An 18,392-nucleotide genomic window follows, 5' to 3' on the forward strand; every position below is an offset into this window, starting at 1 on the left:
CCCCCCTTCATATATTGGGTAGTGCGATAAGGAAGGGCGAGTTGCTAACAGGCTTTGATGGTTCGCGGTACGCAGTTAACTCTTGAGGCGTACTGTTAAAGTCAAACAAGCGGTTTCTTCCTTTTAACACAATTAACGAAGGGGTTGAAAAGGGTGAGAAAAAGCTTTGTTTTGCTTGTAACGGGAATCCTTTTTGTACTGATTCTCTCCGCATGCGGTCAAAAATCTCAACAGGATATCGTTGGAGATTTAAACAAAAAGGCAGAGGAAATGACATCATACAAAGCCAAAGCAAAAATGACCATTGAGACAGGAAATGATCCGCAGGAATACCATGTAGAAATTTGGTACAAGAAGCCGGAGCTTTACCGTGTCTACTTAGAAAATCCGAAGAAGGATCAGAGTCAAGTCATTTTAAGGAATGGCAATGGTGTATTTGTGCTGACACCTTCATTAAACAAAAGCTTCCGTTTCCATAGTGATTGGCCGAATAATAGCAGTCAGGTCTATTTATTTGAATCACTAGTAAAAGACATTAAAAACGACAGTGCAGCGCAGTTCAAGGCGAAAGAGTCGAAGTATGTTTTCGAAACAAAAACCAACTATCAGCACAACCAAATGCTGCCAACCCAAGAGATTACCTTTCACAAAAAAACAATGGCACCAGCCAGTGTGAAAGTACTGGATAGCGATAAAAAGCCAATGGTGAAAGTAGAATTCTCTCACTTTGAATTCAATAAATCTTTTGACAAAGATGCATTTGATGAGAAGAAAAATATGACACTCTCTCAAATGGATGTGGCCACAAGTGCAGATCCATCTGACAGCTTTGCAGTGAAAACACCGGTGGATGTGCCAGAGGGCGTGAAGAAGATGGAAGAGAAAGAAATGACAACAGATGCTGGGAAGCGGTATGTGATGACGTATGGCGGAAAGAAATCCTTCACACTCATTCAGGAAAAAGCGCGGGTAGCACAAGCGTCTACACCTGTGACGATGAACGGTGAGCCAGTCGATCTTGGCATGACAGTGGGTGTTCTGACAGATCAATCCCTTTCATGGACATCTGACGGAGTAGACTACTTAATTTCTTCAAATGATTTAACGAAGGAAGAGCTCTTAATGGTCGCAAAAAGTGTAGAGGGCCAGTCAGCCAAATAACTGAATATATCAGGTGAAAGCCTTGAAAATGAAACATCAGCCCTGTGCAAGGGTTGATGTTCTTTGATTTGTTTCACATTATTCTTGATTTTTAGTATCATAATGAAGGTATTGAATCATTCAATAGGGAAGTGTGACGAATGGACACAAATGCCTTTTATAGAGACACATGGGCAGAAATCGACTTAACCGCAATCAAGCATAATGTTTCACATATGAAAGATCATATCGGTCAAAACGTTCAACTGATGGCTGTTGTGAAAGCCAATGCATATGGTCATGGAGATATAGAAGTGGCAAGAGCTGCCCTCAAAGCAGGAGCAGACTTGTTAGCCGTAGCCTTTTTAGATGAGGCCATTTCTTTAAGAAATAAAGGCATCAAAGCACCGATTCTTGTACTCGGCGCAGTACCGGCAGAGTATGTCAAAGTCGCCGTGAAATACAACGTGATCATGACAGCATACTCCATCGAATGGCTGAGAGAAGTGGTCAAAGTGGTGCAAGGGCAGATGGGACAACCGATTCGTTTCCACTTGAAAATGGACAGCGGCATGAATCGTTTAGGTGTTAAAACATTAGAGCAAGTCAACGAAGTAAAAGAGCTTGTCCGCGAACATTCATATTTAAAGCTGGAAGGTGTATTTACTCACTTTGCAACAGCGGATGAACAGGATGAGGACTACTTTAACAGGCAGGTAGATACCTTTCACACATTGCTTCAGCCGCTTCGTGCAGACCAACTGCTCATTCATTGCGCCAACAGTGCAGCAGGTCTAAGGTTCAAAGAAGTGTTGTTTAATATGGTTCGTTTTGGCATCAGTATGTACGGGCTGTCACCTTCAGAGGAAATCAAAGATGAATTGCCTTTTAAGCTGGAGGAAGCATTGTCTCTTCATACAAAGCTTGCACATGTAAAGCTCATTCAAAAGGGTGAGAGCGTGAGCTATGGAGCGACTTATACAGCCAATCAAGATACATGGATTGGCACGGTTCCAGTCGGCTATGCAGACGGCTGGATCAGGAAGCTGGCGGGAACGGAAGTACTCGTTGGCGGAAAGCGCCGGAAGATCGCTGGAAGGGTATGTATGGATCAGTTCATGGTTGAATTGAAAGAGCACATGCCGGCAGGAGAGCCAGTCGTTCTCATCGGAGCACAAGGCGCGGAAAAGGTATCAGTTGATGAAATTGCCAAACGACTTGAAACGATTAACTATGAAGTCACTTGCTCTATAGGTCACCGCGTCCCAAGAGTCTATATAGAGGACGGCAAAAGGGTTTATGTACGGAATCCGCTCCTTCAAGACGGACCAAACTTTTGATCAACAGCTTTCACGGGAACGATGGTCAAACGGACATCGTTCTCTTTTATTCTACAAACAAAGAATAAACATTCTCCCTTTTTTAGAGATTTTGGAAATTCCGTATGATTTTCGGAAAAAAGCGTATAATGGGAAAGAGGAACTCCATTATCATCTTGATTTACGGGTGGCGGGCCGCTTCATGTTCTAATAAGAAATCATGAAAAAACAGCTTTGCTTGTGCATTGAATAATGGTATGATTAATCTTGGAATGGATCGAAACGGTATCCGTAAGTTTTGTGGAGGTGTATGTTTTTTGTCTGAATCCAGCGCAACAAACGAAATGAAGATTCAACTGCCGGAGGCTTTAATGTCTGAAATCGAACGAGTAGCAGAGCAGGATAAGGTAACAAGAAATGAATTGATCTACCGAGCGACAAAAACGTATATTCGTGAACGTAATATTCGACAAAATCGTGAATCGATGAGACGCGGCTACATGGAGATGGCGAAAATTAATCTGAATATCTCTTCAGAGGCACAATACGCAGAATTTGAGGCTGAGAATACAGTTGAGCGATTAGTCAGCGGGGGTTAAACATTTGATTGTTAAACGCGGTGATGTTTACTTTGCTGATTTATCTCCTGTTGTTGGCTCCGAGCAGGGCGGGGTTCGCCCGGTATTGGTGATCCAAAATGACATTGGAAATCGCTTCAGCCCGACTGCTATCGTTGCAGCCATAACAGCCCAAATACAAAAAGCGAAATTACCGACTCACGTCGAAATTAATGCAAAGCGCTACGGCTTTGAACGAGATTCTGTCATTCTCTTGGAACAGATTCGTACGATTGATAAACAAAGATTGACAGATAAAATTACACATCTTGATGATGAGATGATGGAGAAGGTTGATGAAGCCTTACAAGTTAGTTTGGCTCTTATTGATTTTTAATATGGTGAGATTTGGTTGCTCTCTTGGGAGCAACTTTTTTTGTGTTCAATTTTTATTAACGTTATAATGAAGAAAGACTAATAAGAAGTGCTTTTTTATGTACGCAGGGGGTAAATCATGTCGAATCATATCGTGTTAGCATTCGCAAGAGAGCATCAAAAGGAATTAGAAAAAGAGTGGACGGACATTTTTAAACGACTTGGGGAAGAAGAAACGGACATGATGCTGAACGACAAAATGTATGAAACCATCTGTTCGGAATACGTTCAGCTGATTATTACATCCCTTTCAGAGGGATATGCTGAAGATTTTGAAGAAAAAGTGCAAACTTTTGCTTTAAAAATTGTTCAAATGGGTATATCACTTAAGTTACTGGCAAATGGTCTAACGAAAATTCGTACCCACTTATATCAAAAAATGAATAATGACAAAGATACAGCAGAAGAAAGTCATGACCTCATCTGGCAAATTGACCGATTCATCACACCAGTTCATAACGAAATCTTGAATCAGTATTCCATCTCATGGGAGAAAACCGTAAACCTTCAAAAAATTGCGCTGCAGGAACTGTCTGCTCCTCTAATCCCGGTGTTTGAGCACATCACTGTTATGCCGCTTGTTGGAACAATTGATACAGAACGTGCGAAAAAAATTATGGAGAATCTGCTCAATGGCGTTGTGAAACATCGTTCACAGGTTGTCTTGATTGACATTACGGGTGTACCTGTCGTTGATACAATGGTCGCGCACCATATCATTCAAGCGTCAGAGGCTGTGAGATTAGTAGGTGCAAAGTGCCTGCTTGTCGGAATTCGTCCAGAAATTGCCCAAACCATCGTCAACCTTGGAATTGATTTATCTCAGGTTACAACAAAGAATACCCTTCAAAAAGGAATTCAAACTGCTTTAGAAATGACAAATCGAAAAATTGTTTCATTGGAGGGATAACCCAGTGAGAAATCACCCGAAGATTCCGATTTTAAAATTATATAACTGTCTACTGATTTCAATACAGTGGGAGCTTGACGACCAAACTGCTCTTCACTTTCAAGAAGATTTACTGAATAAAATTCACGAAACAGGAGCAAGCGGTGTTGTGATTGACCTAACGTCTGTTGATATGATTGATTCATTTATCGCAAAAGTATTAGGTGATGTCATCACAATGTCTAAGCTCATGGGGGCAAAAGTAGTATTAACAGGAATACAACCAGCGGTCGCTGTGACGCTGATTGAACTTGGCATTTCGCTGGAAGAAATTCAGACAGCACTAGATCTTGAACAAGGGCTTGAGACACTGAAGCGGGAATTGGGGGAATAGATATGAAAGACCAATCCTGTGTAAAAATATTGACGGAATGGGACATAGTCGCAGCAAGACAATTGGGGCGCAATGTTGCAAAAGAACTTGGTTTTGGAACTGTTGACCAAGCAAGAATTACGACGGCCATTTCAGAATTAGCTCGTAATATCTATTTATACGCTGGTAAAGGTCAGATTTGTATAGAAGAAGTAATGGAGCGCGGAAAGCGCGGACTCAAAGTCATCGCAGCCGATGAGGGACCTGGCATTATGGATATACGCAAAGTGATGGAAGATGGATTCTCTACATCAGGCGGACTCGGAGCAGGCCTTCCGGGAGTGAAAAGGCTGATGGATGATTTTACATTAGACTCTGCACCAGAACAAGGAACTGAGATTCAAGCTGTCAAGTGGCTTCGCTAGGAGGGAAACCATGGATTTTAAGGAGGTAATGGAGCAGCGGTACCATCAACTGCTCAGTCGTTATATCAGTGATTTAACTGAAACATCGCTTTATCAAGCTCAAAAATTCAGCCGAAAAACCATTGAGCATCAAATACCTCCTGAGGAAATAGTGAGTGTTCACCGAAAAGTGATTCAGGAGCTTTATCCTGATTTACCAGAAGATGTCTTTCATTCACTAGACTTCTTAATTGAAGTCATGATTGGATATGGACTTGCCTATCAGGAACATTTAACACTAAGAGGCATCCAGCAAGAAATTAAATCAGAAATTGAAATTGCTGCAAATGTACAGCAAACCCTTCTGGAAACAAAAATTCCAGAAGGAGACACATTTGATATTGGAGCCATTAGTGTGCCGGCAAAACAGATGAGTGGAGATTATTATCACTTTGTCACTGATCACGATACAATCAATATCGCGATCGCAGACGTGATTGGGAAAGGTATCCCAGCTGCGCTCTGTATGTCGATGATTAAGTATGCGATGGATTCCTTGCCGGAGTCAGGAAGCGGTCCAACAAAAGTGCTGAAAACCCTGAATCGTGTTGTCGAACAAAACGTAGACCCAAGCATGTTTATCACCATGTTTTATGGGAGCTATAATAAAGAAACACATGAATTTAAGTATGCATCGGCTGGGCATGAGCCGGGCTTTTTCTATTGTAAAAAAGAGAATCAATTTTACGATTTAGATGCGAAAGGACTTGTCCTTGGGATCGCACCAGATTTTGATTACAGACAGTATGAGAAGCATTTGGACGTAGGAGATATGGTGATTTTATTCTCTGATGGTGTCACAGAATCCAAGGTAGAGGACGGTTTCTTAGAGCGGGAGGATATCAAAGCGCTCATATCAGAGAACCTATCTTACTCAGCGCAGGAAATGGTGGATGCCATCTATGCGAGCTTACTCAAGTTACAAGATTTTCAGCTTCACGATGACTTTACTTTACTTGTCCTCAAAAGAAAGGTTTAGAAAGTGGCTATGCGGGTATATAAAACTTTAGGAAACAAGAATTTCGAGGTGAATGCATAATGAATATGTCTGTAAAAGAGCATCAAATAGATCAGAAGACAAAAATTAGTGTCAGCGGAGAAATCGATGTGTACTCCGCTCCAGAGCTAAGAGAAACGCTAATGCCTAAGGCAGAGCAAGGAGAGCATCTTGAAATCTGTCTGAAGGATGTTACTTACATGGATAGTACAGGTTTAGGTGTGTTTGTTGGGCTGTTCAAAGCGGTTCAAAAAGCTGGAGGATCATTAAAGCTTGAGAACTTGTCAGATCGGCTTGTCAGATTGTTTGAAATCACTGGATTAAAGGACATCATTGACATTTCTGCAAAGTCAGAAGGTGGGGTACAATGAACGAATCAGTAGATCTAATTGAGATGAAAATTCCGGCGAAACCAGAGTACGTAGGGATCATTCGTCTAACTCTTTCAGGCATAGCAAGCCGGATGGGCTATGCCTACGAAGAGATTGAGGACTTGAAAATTGCTGTCAGCGAGGCTTGTACAAACGCAGTTCAGCATGCCTATGAAGGTGCAGATGGCGAAGATGGAGAGGTAGCGGTTCGCTTTCTTGTCTTTGAGGATCGTCTAGAAATCATTGTGGCGGACAAAGGCGGCAGCTTTGACTTTAAGCAAAAGCAGGAAGACCTTGGGCCGTACACATCTGCTCATACGGTGGATCAATTGGCAGAAGGAGGTCTTGGTTTATACTTAATGCAAACATTGATGGATGAAGTCGAGGTGCAAGCAAACTCCGGCGTTACCGTGGCGATGACAAAGTTTTTAAACAGGGAGCGAGTTGACCATGACACAACCATCCAAAACTATGAAACTAACTAAAGATGAAGTGGATCGCCTCATCCAAAGCTATCAATCCAATCAAGACGAGCAGGCACAGCTGACGCTAGTTGAATGCTATACAAACCTTGTTGATATGCTGGCAAAGAAATATTCCAAAGGAAAAAGCTTTCATGAAGATTTAAGACAAGTTGGAATGATTGGTTTACTCGGCGCAATGAAGCGATACGACCCGCTTGTCGGTAAATCATTTGAGGCATTTGCCATTCCAACCATTATCGGGGAAATCAAACGCTTTTTACGTGATAAAACATGGAGTGTCCATGTACCAAGGCGGATTAAAGAGCTTGGACCAAGAATCAAGATGGCAGTGGATCACCTGACAACGGAAACGCAAAAGTCACCTAAAGTACAAGAAATTGCAGAATATCTAGATGTAACAGAAGAAGAAGTTCTTGAAACAATGGAGATGGGCAAAAGCTATCAAGCGCTGTCTGTTGACCAAGGCGTAGAGGCTGATTCTGAAGGAAGCACTGTGACGATTTTAGACGTCGTCGGCTCACAAGAAGAAGGCTACGAACGCGTAAATCAAAAAATGATGCTTGAGAGTGTGCTTCACGTTCTGACAGATAGAGAAAAAGAAATTATCAATCTCACGTATTTGCAAAATAAAAGTCAGAAAGAAACAGGCGACTTACTCGGCATATCTCAAATGCATGTATCAAGACTGCAGCGGAAGGCAGTTAAAAAGCTACGAGATGCATTATCAGAAGATGCGTCTATGGAGCTAGGATAATGAAGCAGATTGAACAGCATGAGCATGTGAATGCCATCATCTATCAATCGAATAAAGAAGGGAAATCATGCTGCGGGGACAGTTTTTTTATTAAAGCAGATGATGAAGAACTAATTTGTGCTGTAGCAGACGGATTAGGCAGCGGCCCGTTCGCCAATGAATCATCTTCTTTAGTCAGCGAAATTGTCGAAGAATATGGACATGAGGATGTGACGACCCTCATTGACAGATGCAATCAGGCCATGAAAAATAAACGCGGGGCCACTGTAGCCATATTAAAGGTGAATTTTTCCCAGCAGCAATTTACCTATTGTTCGGTTGGTAATATCAGATTTATCTTGAATGCACCTTCTGGCGACTATATATATCCACTTCCGACATCAGGATATCTATCAGGTAAACCTAGAAAATATAAAACATACACCTATTCCTACGAAAAAGGATCGACATTCATTATGTATTCAGACGGACTGAATGTGCCAAACATGCGAATGTGTTTAAAGCACAGCCATTCAGTTGCAGACATCGCAAAACAACTTGAAACATACACACAAGACAAGAAGGACGATCTCACCTATGTACTTGGTCAGCTCATATAAAATAGCTGACCTTTTTTCTGTTTTGCCGGTTTTTTTGATACACTAAAAGAGAAGACACAGTGAGAGGATGCAAAGTATGAAGACATCTGACTTTTTATTAAAACAAATTGCAACAGAATTAAAGCTTTCAACAAAACAAATTGACCAGGTGATCCAGCTATTAGAGGATGGCAACACCGTCCCATTTATTGCACGCTACCGGAAAGAGCAGACAGGCTCACTGGACGAGGTGCAAATTCAAACCATATCAGAGCGCTATACATATATTCAAAATGTGACGAACCGAAAAGAAGAAGTCATTCGCTTAATTGCTGAACAAGACAAATTGACCGATGAGTTAAAAAAGAAGATCGAACAGGCTCATAAACTGCAAGAGGTCGAAGATTTATATAGACCATTCAAGCAAAAGCGAAAAACGAAGGCAAATGTAGCCAAAGCAAAAGGACTTGAGCCGCTGGCGGAATATTTACTGAAGCTGCCGAATGATGATATTGAAAAGAAAGCGTCTGCTTTTATTAACGAAGAGAAAGAAGTGACAAGTGTAGAAGAAGCGCTAGAGGGCGCACTGCACATCATTGCGGAACATCTGGCAGATGACCCTGATATGCGGAAATGGATTCGCAGTGAAACGTATCAAAAAGGCAGCCTTGTCACAACAGGGAAAGACGTGGAAAGCGATGAGAAAAACGTCTATGAAATGTATTACGATTATCAAGAGCCTATTAAAAAAATTGTGCCCCATCGTGTACTTGCGGTCAACCGAGGAGAGAAAGAGGGCATTTTGAAAGCAGCCATCGAACCACCTGCTGAAAATATTCGTTTCTATCTCGATAAGCAAGTCATAAAAGGCAAGCAAACGACGGCGAGACCGTATATTGAAGCGGCCATTGATGATGCATACAAGCGCCTCATCCAGCCTTCAATTGAACGGGAAATACGAAAAGAGCTGACAGAAAAAGCTGAGGAGCAAGCCATTCATATTTTCGCTGAAAACCTAAGAAAGCTCCTGCTTCAACCGCCGATGAAAGGAAAACGTGTACTTGGGGTAGACCCTGCGTTTCGTACAGGCTGTAAATTAGCCGTCGTGGATGATACAGGAAAAGTCCATCATATTGGCGTCATTTATCCGCATCCACCTGTCCATAAAAAAGCGGAAGCCAAACAAAAAGTCAAAGAGATCATTCAATCATTTAACATTGAAGTCATTGCGATCGGAAACGGAACAGCCTCAAGAGAGACCGAACAATTTATCGCAGACTTGATTCAAGAGCTGGATCAGCCCGTTTCATATTTGATCGTGAATGAAGCAGGGGCAAGTGTATACTCCGCATCTGCGCTGGCGAGAGAGGAGTTTCCAGACCTGCAAGTGGAAGAAAGAAGCGCCATTTCCATCGCCAGAAGATTGCAAGACCCATTAGCAGAGCTTGTGAAAATTGATCCGAAATCTGTCGGGGTTGGTCAATACCAGCATGATGTCAGTCAAAAGCAATTAAACAGCTCGTTAACCTTCGTGGTAGAGACGGTCGTCAACCAAGTTGGTGTAAACGTCAATACGGCCTCGCAGGCGCTGCTGCAGTATGTGTCTGGTCTTTCAAAAGCTGTCGCAGGGAATATCATCAAGCGCCGCGAAGAGATTGGTAGATTCACAAGCAGAAAAGAGCTGAAGGATATCCCAAGACTTGGTGCTAAGACATACGAACAGTGTATCGGCTTTCTACGCATTTCTGACGGACAAGACCCACTTGACCGCACGGGCATTCACCCTGAAAGCTATAAAGAAACAAAACAATTCTTACGCATGATGAAAATGACGCCAGACGATCTTGGAACAGAGCAATTAAAAGAGAAAATCGCTGAGGTGAAGCTGGAAGAAGCAGCAGAGCAGCTTGGAATTGGTTCAATCACCCTTCAAGATATTATTGATCAACTGACAAGACCTGAGCGTGATCCGCGCGATGAAGTACCAAAACCGCTTTTAAAAACAGATGTATTGAAATTAGAGGATTTGAAGCAGGGAATGGAGCTTCAAGGAACGGTGAGAAACGTCGTGGACTTCGGCGCATTTGTTGATATTGGCGTAAAGCAGGATGGACTTGTCCACATTTCGAAGCTAAGCAACCGTTTTGTGAAGCATCCGCTTGATGTCGTGTCAGTCGGTGATATTGTGACTGTATGGGTAGACTCCGTCGACCAAGCAAAAGGCCGAGTGGCTCTTTCCATGCTAAAACCAGAGTAAACAAAAAACGAGGCGCACCTTAGGATGGGGTGTGCCTTGATGTGACTGAATGTTTTTTTCTATAGAAGTACCAGCATTGATTGAGCAATTTGATTTGATAATGATTTTTCTCATAAAATGCTTTCTGCATCTGATTTTTCAGCCAATTGGGCATCGCCCATTCCTCCTTTGATCGAAACAGTGGATGTACCTTCAATGTATGCAAAGGGGAAATTGTCCCGTTCGAGGTTTTTATAGAAAGGAACGATCTTGATTGAACGAGCGAGAGCTACAGCAGTTAACAGAGCACATTTCCGAGCAGTTCTTTGGAAAGGTGTTCCGCCATCAGGCTGTTTTTAATGCCCGTCTAAAAACGACAGGCGGGCGATATTTACTGGGTACACATCATATTGAGCTGAACCGCCGATATCTAGAGGAGCATGGAAGAGACGAATTGATCGGTATCATTAAGCATGAACTGTGCCATTATCATCTGCATCTAGAAGGAAAGGGCTATCAGCACCGGGACCGGGATTTTCGTGAGCTCTTGCAGCGAGTGGGAGCCCCTCGATTTTGCACGCCGCTACAAACTGTACGAAACAAGCGGCGTGTGCAAAAACGACATGAATATGTTTGTACAGAATGCGGACAGCATTTTATAAGGAAAAGACGATTTGATACCACTCGTTATGTGTGCGGTGTCTGCAAAGGGAAGTTGAAATGGCTCCGTACAAACGATTGAGTGTGAGAAGCATTCCTCTATGGGAATGTTTTTTTATTGTCCAAGTAAAATGGATCATCATGATAGATGCGAGAGAAGTAGACAGATTGAGACAAAGAGAGACGCGTGTCTCATGTTGTTTCTTTTTTTATCGGTTTGAATCGTTCAAAATCTCAATTTTCATGTGTCATCATGTTGGCACGCTTTTTGCTTGTATATAAGTGCAAGCAAAAAAGATAGGAGGTTTTACAACATGGAAATAGCATTGACAAAAGAAAAAGCCGTCTGGATGTATCAAAAGATGCAGGAGATCCGCCAATTTGAAGATCAAGTACACACGCTTTTTACAAAAGGGATTTTGCCGGGTTTTGTCCATCTTTATGCTGGCGAAGAAGCTGTTGCTGTAGGAGTCTGCGCTCATCTGAATGAACAAGACAGCATCACAAGTACCCACCGTGGCCACGGCCATTGTATAGCAAAAGGATGTGATTTAAAAGGAATGATGGCAGAAATCTATGGAAAAGCCACAGGTCTCTGTAAAGGAAAAGGTGGATCCATGCACATTGCAGATTTTGATAAAGGAATGCTCGGTGCCAACGGAATTGTTGGAGGTGGTTTTCCTCTTGCGTGTGGAGCAGCCCTTACGACCAAATATAAAAAGACGAATAATGTAAGCGTTTGCTTTTTTGGAGATGGTGCAAACAATCAAGGGACATTTCACGAGGGAATCAATCTCGCGGCCATCTGGAAACTGCCTGTTATTTTCATCGCAGAAAACAATGGATACGGGGAAGCGACACCTTTTTCCTATGCTTCAAGCTGTACATCGATTGTGGATCGAGCCGCCGGTTATGGCATTCCTGGTATTCAAGTAGATGGAAAAGATGTGACAGCAGTTTATCAGGCAGCAGAACAAGCAATACAACGAGCAAAAAATGGAGAAGGTCCAACACTGATTGAATGCATGACATATCGAAACTATGGCCATTTTGAAGGAGACGCCCAGCGTTACAAAACAACTCAAGAAAGAACCGAACATCAAGAAGAGAGAGATGCCATCGCTCTTTTTAAAAATAAATTGATACAAAAACAGCTACTTACGGATCAAGAGATCGCAAATATCGAAGCGGCTGTAACGGAAGCGATAGATGAAGCCGTTAGATTCAGTGAAGAAAGTGAATATCCAGATCATACTGAATTATTGACCGACGTGTATGTTTCGTACCAATAAATCAGAAAGGGGAGAGGAACATGACAAGAGAAATCAGCATGTCTAGTGCATTAAATGAAGCAATGAAAATGGCAATGAGAAGAGACGAATATGTCATTTTAATGGGGGAAGATGTTGCTGGAGGCGCTCATGTAGATCACTTACAGGATGATGAAGCATGGGGCGGTGTTCTTGGTGTGACCAAAGGAATTGTTCAGGAATTTGGACGTGAGCGTGTGCTTGACACGCCGATTAGCGAAGCGGGCTATGTAGGGGCCGCCATGGCAGCTGCTTCAACAGGGCTAAGACCCATTGCGGAACTCATGTTTAATGATTTTATCGGTACCTGTCTGGATCAGGTGCTGAATCAAGGCGCCAAATTTCGATATATGTTTGGCGGAAAAGCAGAGGTGCCGATCACCATTAGAACAACACATGGAGCGGGCTTTAGAGCAGCTGCCCAGCATTCGCAAAGCTTATATGCGCTATTTACAAGTATCCCTGGATTGAAAGTGGTTGTGCCTTCCTCACCATATGATGCCAAAGGGCTGCTGCTTACAGCAATCGAGGACCAGGACCCTGTCATCTTTTTTGAAGACAAAACGCTGTACAATATCACCGGAGATGTACCGGAAGGATATTACACGCTGCCGCTTGGCAAAGCAGATGTGAAGAGAGAAGGCTCGGACGTGACCATCTTTGCAGTAGGCAAACAAGTGTATACAGCACTCGAAGCGGCAGAACAATTAGCTGCACGTGGTATTGAAGCTGAGGTGATTGATCCAAGAAGCTTGTCACCACTCGATGAAGAGGCCATTTTGGCTTCGGTAGAAAAAACAAATCGGCTTGTCATTGTAGATGAAGCCAATCCTAGATGCGGAATTGCCGCAGATATCTCTTCTTTGGTTGCGGATAAAGGCTTCGATTTACTCGACGCCCCAATCAAAAAAGTGACAGCTCCTCATACACCAGTACCGTTTTCACCGCCACTTGAAGATATATATTTGCCAACACCTGATAAGGTGGTGAACACCGTATTAGAGATGGTTGGCCAGAGTCATGACAAGATATTGAACTAAAGAAAGGAGAGAGGGAGATGGCTGTTGAGGTTGTGATGCCGAAATTGGGCATGTCGATGAAAGAAGGAATGGTATCCGTCTGGAATAAGGCAGTCGGAGAGACCGTAAATAAAGGGGAAAGCATTGCAAGCATCAACTCTGAAAAAATTGAGATGGAGATCGAATCACCTGTTGAAGGCACCATATTGGATATAAAAGTGTCTGAAGGAGAAGGTGTACCGCCTGGCACGGTCATCTGTTATATCGGTGAAGGAAATGAACAGGCGAAGGAAAAGACAGAAAGAGACGTGCAGTCAAAACCAAAGAAAGAGAGAAAGAAAATTTCCCCGGTTGCTCGGAAAATTGCTAATAGCGCCAACCTAGACATTGATACCCTGGTGGGGACAGGACCCGGAGGAAGAATTACGAAAGAGGATGTGCTTCATGCGCTTCCAGAACAGACAGAGAAAAAGCAAAATGAGCCAGCGCATCCACCTGTTAACATGATGAGGAAAACAATTGCCTCAAGGATGATGGAAAGCCTGCAAACAAGTGCACAATTAACAATTACGATGAAAGCGGACGTGACAACACTGACAAAATTACAACATGAACTGAATGTAACAGCCATAGAACGTTACGATACAAAGTTGACCATCACCGACTTTGTAGCCAAAGCAGCCATCCTTTCATTACTAGAGCACCCTGCGATGAACAGTCAATATCAAAATGACAGAGTGGAAACGTTTGACGACGTTCATCTTGGGATAGCGGCTGCTTTAGATAACGGGCTGGCTGTGCCGGTTATTCGCCAAGCAGAGCGGTTAACGCTCATAGAGCTTGCGAGGAAGATTAAATCGTATGGCAAAAAAGCACGTGAAGGCAAACTTCAGCATGATGAAATCAAAGGTTCTACCTTTACGATGACCAATCTTGGAGCCTATGGTGTAGAGTATTTTACGCCAATTTTGAATCCGCCTGAAGCGGGTATCCTTGGCATCGGCACCATGTATGAAACCCCTGTTTACCAAGAGGATGAATTGTGCAAAGGTACCTTCCTGCCACTTAGCCTTACGTTTGACCACCGTGTACTAGACGGGGCACCAGCATCCGCATTTTTATCAACGGTTACATCATTTTTAGAAAAACCAGCATCCATTCTTTTATAGGAAGAAGGTGAAAACACGATGACACTTGTCATTATCGGAGGTGGACCTGCAGGGTATGTAGCGGCATTGACAGCCGCTCGTTTTGGCAGGGAGGTTGTGTTAATTGATCAAGGTCAGTTGGGGGGAACCTGTCTTAATGAAGGTTGTGTGCCAACCAAAGCACTTTTACAAAGCGCTGATATGTACGAGCAGGTGAAGAAGGCTAGACATTTTGGAATTGAACTTTCAGACCCAAAGCCTATCATCCAATGGGATGTTGTTCAAAAGCGAAAACAGTCAGTCATCAAGCAACTGACTGATGGTGTTCGCTATTTGATGAAAAAAAACAAAATCAACGTGTTACATGGGAAGGCATCATTTCTTTCTGCACATGAGATGTTGGTTGAACGTGACGGAAATGTTGAAATCATTCAAGCAAAACAAATCATCATTGCATCAGGGGCTGTGCCTGCTTCCTTACCTTTTGCTCCATTCGATGGGAATTGGATCATTCACAGTAAGGATGCCATGTCGCTCTCTTCGATACCAGATTCGCTTTGTATCATTGGTGGAGGGGTGATCGGTTGTGAGTTTGCGAGCATCTTTAGCAGAATGGGGACAAAGGTTGTCATGGTTGAGCAGGCAGTACACATTTTACCTGAAGAAGATCGCGATATTGCACAATGTCTTCACGATCAACTTGAAGAAGATGGGGTGGAAATGTTGACGTCGTCTTCAGTCAAACAGCTTGATTCAACCTCAAGAAAAGTTGTCATTGAGAAAAGTCAAGGTGAGCGGTGTGAAATCCAGTCTGATCTTTGTTTAGTGGCAATTGGCAGAACGCCGCAGCTTGGAGAGTTGAACCTTGATCAGATTGGCCTTGAATATGACAGGAACGGAATCTACGTCAATGAGCATATGCAAACCAATCTCCCGCATATCTATGCGTGCGGTGATGTGACAGGCGGTGTTCAGCTTGCTCATGCTGCTTTTCATGAAGGGACAATTGCGGCATCACATGCATCAGGAGAAGATTTAAAGGTCAATGAACAAGTGATTCCGAGATGCATCTACACATCTCCTGAAATTGCCAGTGTGGGTTTAAATGAAGAGAAAGCTAGACATCAGTATGGGGATATTCAGATAGGGACATTTTCATTTTCTGCAAATGGAAAAGCGTTAATCTTAAATCAACCAGTTGGTCACGTAAAGGTCATTGTAGAACCGCAACATCAAGAAATTATAGGTGTATCCATCATCGGGCCGAATGCAACAGAACTGATTGGACAAGCGGCGGTGATGATGCATACAGAGTCGACCGCTGATTCATTAGAGCAGTTTATTGCGGCACATCCGACACTTTCAGAGGCGATACACGAAGCCTTGCTGCAAACAATTGGACGAGCAGTGCACTGCTGAAAGAGACTTTTTTCTATCCGCCTGACTTTGTGGGTTAGCAACGTTAATTGAAAGCGCTTTTATAATTAACTATAATGAATAAAAAGCCCCCAGAGGAGAGGATGGAATGAATCCGACGCCTTGTTATTTAAATACATGGAAACGTTTTGTTCGTGAAGGTTTGCTTGATAGGTCACGTCTGAATAAGAGAGTGGTGGAGTCATGGCACAGGTGTAAACAGGCAAATGTAAATCCGTATTTAGATAAAGGACAGTCGTTGTTAGATCATGAATTATTCAGTGCCCAAAAAAAGAAATATTCATTATGTCTAAATGCCGCTCTTCCCTACTTAAATAAAATCAGTCAGCAATTAAAAGAATCTGACATGGTGGCCTTACTCATCGATGCAGACGGTTATGTGCTAAGTCTGACAGGTAGCCAAAGGACGATGGTAGAAGCAAGAAAAATTAACTTTATGGAGGGCGCGCGCTGGACCGAAACAGATGTAGGGACGAATGCTATTGGAACGGCACTGGTCATCGGGGAGGCTGTGACGATAAACGGAACGGAGCATTTTTCTGTCGCTTCCCATCATTGGAGTTGTTCAGCTGCTCCTATCCGTGATGCAGACGGTACGATCATCGGGGTGATTGATATCTCCTGTATGGCGGATAACAGGCACCCTTTTATGCTTGGAATGGCTTCAACAGTTGCTTATGCCATAGAAAGAGATATTCAAGTCCAGCAAAAAAAGAGAGAGATGGAGCTGATCAGTCATTGTCTCCATCAGGTGGAAGCGGACGAACCATATGTTGTCTGTAATGAAAAAAAGCAGATTGTTTCTGCGAGCAGGCCTATTAGAAAACGATTTTCAGACTGGTACGGAATGGATGTCGAGCGGCTGATGGGCGAACCATTTGCGATCCGGGGCACGCAGATCATTCAGTCGGAGCAAGACGGGAAGATGCTTGGCATGTCTTTTTCGCTTGAAGAAGCAGCCAAAAGCAACATAACCGTTTCTTTTGCTCAATTTCCCGGGGAATCTGGTACAAGTAAGGTATTTCAACAGACGCTCAGTGAAATGAAGCGAGCGGCACAAACAGATGCAAATGTATATATATGGGGAGAAACAGGTACAGGGAAAGAACTGGCAGCTAGAGCAATTCACTTAGCCAGTGAAAGGCATAAAGGACCGTTTGTTGCTGTTAATTGCGGGGCCATTCCTGAAAGCCTATTAGAAAGCGAATTATTTGGTTATGCTGAAGGGGCTTTTACTGGGGCAAGGCGTCATGGAGCTAAAGGGAAATTTGAACAAGCCCATAAAGGCACTCTTTTTTTAGACGAAATTGGCGAAATTCCATATGCGATGCAAGTGGCGCTTCTTCGGGTCATAGAAGAAAGGAAAGTCGTACCGCTTGGCGGGACACATGAAATCCCTTTGGATATTAGAATCATTACAGCGACACACCGTAATATGAACGAACTATTGAAGGAAGGGAAAATACGTGAAGATTTGTATTACCGTCTTCATGTCTATCCAATCAACATCCCGCCACTGAGAGAAAGAAAGGAAGACATTCCTGATTTATATCGTTACTATCAAAAGAAAAACCGCTGGAATGCGACGTTTCCTGAATCATTTTTTCATAAACTGGAAGCGTATCATTGGCCAGGAAACATACGTGAGCTTTTTAATCTTTTTGAACATATAAGGGTACTGTTTCCTGAAGGAGGATGGATGGGTGCATCACAATATGCTGAAGTATTAGAAACGATCGATCAGAAAAAACAGAAGCTGCACCCACCACAATGTACAGAAATTCCAAAAGAACTCACGTTTAGGGAGCAGATTCAAAAGCAAACAGTGATAGAGGCACTGCATACAACGAAAGGTCATGTGTCAGAAGCAGCGAGGTTAGCAGGGGTGCCAAGAAGCACTTTTTACAAGTGGATGCGAAAGTTTAGGCTGTCGTAATCATCCGGAAGAAGCCTGTATCAAGGGACTCTGGTCTCCGTTAAGAGGTCGGGGTCTTTCAGCCATGTTACCAAAAGGAAGGGAAAAAGGCTTGACTGTTATATTAGTATATGTTAAATTATAAAAGCCGTCGCAAATGGAGCAGGAATGAAACGCTTAAAAATTCTTGACACATTTTTCTGGCATAGATATAATGAAACATGTCTTATTATTCCGCAGTAGCTCAGTGGTAGAGCTATCGGCTGTCAACCGAACGGTAGTAGGTTAGACCTATAACTGAGGAG

Annotated in this window: 20 protein-coding genes; 19 read left to right on the plus strand and 1 reads right to left on the minus strand. The window is 43.0% G+C overall.

Annotation, left to right across the window (positions count from 1 at the left end; all coding sequences use genetic code 11):
- The first annotated feature begins 144 nt into the window (after positions 1-144).
- The 13 genes from BA1_RS12605 to BA1_RS12665 all read left to right on the plus strand — a co-directional run bounded on the left by BA1_RS12605 (position 145) and on the right by BA1_RS12665 (position 10,619).
- Positions 145-1,161 (plus strand): outer membrane lipoprotein-sorting protein, encoded by a 1,017-nt coding sequence (locus BA1_RS12605; protein WP_145939394.1) that lies wholly within the window; start codon positions 145-147, stop codon positions 1,159-1,161.
- A gap of 140 nt (positions 1,162-1,301) precedes the next feature.
- Positions 1,302-2,480: an alanine racemase gene (gene alr, locus BA1_RS12610; RefSeq protein ID WP_008359551.1), complete on the plus strand. Its 1,179-nt coding sequence runs from the start codon at positions 1,302-1,304 to the stop codon at positions 2,478-2,480.
- Positions 2,481-2,776: 296 nt separating this feature from the next.
- Positions 2,777-3,058, plus strand: coding sequence for a hypothetical protein (locus tag BA1_RS12615; protein ID WP_008359553.1), 282 nt, complete (start codon positions 2,777-2,779; stop codon positions 3,056-3,058).
- 4 nt (positions 3,059-3,062) lie between these two features.
- Positions 3,063-3,413 carry a type II toxin-antitoxin system endoribonuclease NdoA gene (gene ndoA, locus BA1_RS12620; RefSeq protein WP_003214169.1) on the plus strand — a complete coding sequence of 117 codons (351 nt, stop codon included), beginning with the start codon at positions 3,063-3,065 and terminating at the stop codon, positions 3,411-3,413.
- A 117-nt stretch (positions 3,414-3,530) separates the two neighbouring features.
- Positions 3,531-4,361, plus strand: coding sequence for an RsbT co-antagonist protein RsbRA (locus BA1_RS12625; protein ID WP_008359555.1), 831 nt, complete (start codon positions 3,531-3,533; stop codon positions 4,359-4,361).
- Between the two features lie 4 nt (positions 4,362-4,365).
- Entirely contained in the window at positions 4,366-4,734 is a 369-nt protein-coding gene (gene rsbS / locus BA1_RS12630) for an RsbT antagonist protein RsbS (protein ID WP_008359559.1), read from the plus strand.
- A gap of 2 nt (positions 4,735-4,736) precedes the next feature.
- The gene (locus BA1_RS12635; protein ID WP_008359561.1) at positions 4,737-5,138 is read left to right on the plus strand and encodes an anti-sigma regulatory factor; all 402 of its coding nucleotides are present in this window, start codon (positions 4,737-4,739) and stop codon (positions 5,136-5,138) included.
- Positions 5,139-5,148: 10 nt separating this feature from the next.
- Complete coding sequence (locus tag BA1_RS12640) at positions 5,149-6,156, plus strand: PP2C family protein-serine/threonine phosphatase (protein WP_008359562.1); 1,008 nt, start codon at positions 5,149-5,151, stop codon at positions 6,154-6,156.
- A 59-nt stretch (positions 6,157-6,215) separates the two neighbouring features.
- Complete coding sequence (locus BA1_RS12645; protein ID WP_008359565.1) at positions 6,216-6,545, plus strand: anti-sigma factor antagonist; 330 nt, start codon at positions 6,216-6,218, stop codon at positions 6,543-6,545.
- The gene (gene rsbW, locus BA1_RS12650; protein WP_008359566.1) at positions 6,542-7,030 is read left to right on the plus strand and encodes an anti-sigma B factor RsbW; all 489 of its coding nucleotides are present in this window, start codon (positions 6,542-6,544) and stop codon (positions 7,028-7,030) included. Before BA1_RS12645 ends, rsbW begins: the two co-directional genes overlap by 4 nt.
- Complete coding sequence (sigB, locus tag BA1_RS12655; RefSeq protein ID WP_008359569.1) at positions 6,996-7,784, plus strand: RNA polymerase sigma factor SigB; 789 nt, start codon at positions 6,996-6,998, stop codon at positions 7,782-7,784. Before rsbW ends, sigB begins: the two co-directional genes overlap by 35 nt.
- Positions 7,784-8,383, plus strand: coding sequence for a PP2C family serine/threonine-protein phosphatase (locus BA1_RS12660; protein WP_008359571.1), 600 nt, complete (start codon positions 7,784-7,786; stop codon positions 8,381-8,383). Before sigB ends, BA1_RS12660 begins: the two co-directional genes overlap by 1 nt.
- Before the next feature lie 76 nt (positions 8,384-8,459).
- The gene (locus BA1_RS12665) at positions 8,460-10,619 is read left to right on the plus strand and encodes a Tex family protein (RefSeq protein WP_008359573.1); all 2,160 of its coding nucleotides are present in this window, start codon (positions 8,460-8,462) and stop codon (positions 10,617-10,619) included.
- A 19-nt stretch (positions 10,620-10,638) separates the two neighbouring features.
- On the opposite strand, the gene cmpA is transcribed toward BA1_RS12665, so the two are convergent.
- A complete protein-coding gene (cmpA, locus tag BA1_RS19080) occupies positions 10,639-10,773 on the minus strand; it encodes a cortex morphogenetic protein CmpA (RefSeq protein ID WP_008346893.1) in 135 nt (44 codons plus the stop codon).
- A gap of 99 nt (positions 10,774-10,872) precedes the next feature.
- Between cmpA and BA1_RS12670 the strand changes: the two genes are divergently transcribed.
- The 6 genes from BA1_RS12670 to BA1_RS12695 all read left to right on the plus strand — a co-directional run bounded on the left by BA1_RS12670 (position 10,873) and on the right by BA1_RS12695 (position 18,108).
- Positions 10,873-11,340, plus strand: a complete 468-nt coding sequence (locus tag BA1_RS12670; protein WP_008359575.1) for a SprT family protein — start codon at positions 10,873-10,875, stop codon at positions 11,338-11,340.
- 232 nt (positions 11,341-11,572) lie between these two features.
- Complete coding sequence (locus BA1_RS12675) at positions 11,573-12,550, plus strand: thiamine pyrophosphate-dependent dehydrogenase E1 component subunit alpha (protein ID WP_008359577.1); 978 nt, start codon at positions 11,573-11,575, stop codon at positions 12,548-12,550.
- 20 nt (positions 12,551-12,570) lie between these two features.
- Positions 12,571-13,608: an alpha-ketoacid dehydrogenase subunit beta gene (locus tag BA1_RS12680; protein ID WP_008359579.1), complete on the plus strand. Its 1,038-nt coding sequence runs from the start codon at positions 12,571-12,573 to the stop codon at positions 13,606-13,608.
- Positions 13,609-13,625: 17 nt separating this feature from the next.
- Positions 13,626-14,756: a dihydrolipoamide acetyltransferase family protein gene (locus tag BA1_RS12685; RefSeq protein WP_008359580.1), complete on the plus strand. Its 1,131-nt coding sequence runs from the start codon at positions 13,626-13,628 to the stop codon at positions 14,754-14,756.
- A gap of 18 nt (positions 14,757-14,774) precedes the next feature.
- Positions 14,775-16,154, plus strand: a complete 1,380-nt coding sequence (lpdA, locus tag BA1_RS12690) for a dihydrolipoyl dehydrogenase (RefSeq protein ID WP_008359582.1) — start codon at positions 14,775-14,777, stop codon at positions 16,152-16,154.
- A gap of 106 nt (positions 16,155-16,260) precedes the next feature.
- A complete protein-coding gene (locus BA1_RS12695; protein WP_008359584.1) occupies positions 16,261-18,108 on the plus strand; it encodes a sigma-54-dependent Fis family transcriptional regulator in 1,848 nt (615 codons plus the stop codon).
- Positions 18,109-18,392: the final 284 nt, after the last annotated feature.

Source organism: Bacillus xiamenensis (assembly GCF_000300535.1).
Lineage (GTDB): Bacteria > Bacillota > Bacilli > Bacillales > Bacillaceae > Bacillus > Bacillus xiamenensis.